The following is a 269-nucleotide window of genomic DNA, read 5'->3' on the forward strand; positions in this document are numbered from 1 at the left end:
GAGGCTTTTCCAGGGAAGGGGCAAATGCCTAATTGGCAAGTCGATTTCATTGATGCTTTAAATATAGCTGCTAGAGAAGCTGGTTATGAGGGTGGAACCGTGGTTAATCATGGTACTGAGCAAGACAATGAGAATTTTCCTGAACAAGATAATGAAATTTTTGTTATTACACCTAATGGAAAATTAATCCTTACAAAAAGTTGGAAAGATACAAGACTATTTATAGAAAAGAATATAGTTAAAAACGGTAACTTTTTCTATTTTAATAG

Annotated in this window: 1 pseudogene; it reads left to right on the forward strand. The window is 33.5% G+C overall.

The window, feature by feature from the left end:
• Positions 1-24: 24 nt before the first annotated feature.
• Positions 25-269, forward strand: a pseudogene (locus tag MR170_RS31575) (hypothetical protein); the annotation flags it as partial.

It is taken from the genome of Bacillus cereus group sp. BfR-BA-01524, from assembly GCF_022662595.1.
Classification (GTDB): domain Bacteria; phylum Bacillota; class Bacilli; order Bacillales; family Bacillaceae_G; genus Bacillus_A; species Bacillus_A thuringiensis_S.